Source organism: Rhizobium ecuadorense (assembly GCF_001187535.1).
Taxonomy (GTDB): Bacteria; Pseudomonadota; Alphaproteobacteria; order Rhizobiales; family Rhizobiaceae; genus Rhizobium; species Rhizobium ecuadorense.
In genome coordinates, this window is the sequence record NZ_LFIO01001241.1 from 1 (window position 1) to 233 (window position 233).

A 233-nucleotide genomic window follows, 5' to 3' on the forward strand; every position below is an offset into this window, starting at 1 on the left:
GCATTCGTGCTTCTCTACGCCGCGGGTCTGAGCGCCGCTGTGACGAACGCTGCGCCGGGGATAAGGCTTCGCTTTGCGCCGAGATCGGACAAGGACGTTCAGGCTTTGAGGGACGCGGCGATAGATTTGGACATCGGTGTCCTCCCGCGAGACAGCGGGGAGCTGCGTTGCCAAACTCTTTTCGAGGATCGGTATGTCGGTCTCGCAAGGGTAGGGCACCCGATATTCGATGC

General features: G+C 60.9%; 1 protein-coding gene. It reads left to right on the plus strand.

Annotated features, from left to right (window positions below):
• Nucleotides 1-233 (plus strand): LysR substrate-binding domain-containing protein (locus tag AF337_RS25820; protein WP_342028453.1); only part of this gene is annotated, 233 nt, incomplete at both ends.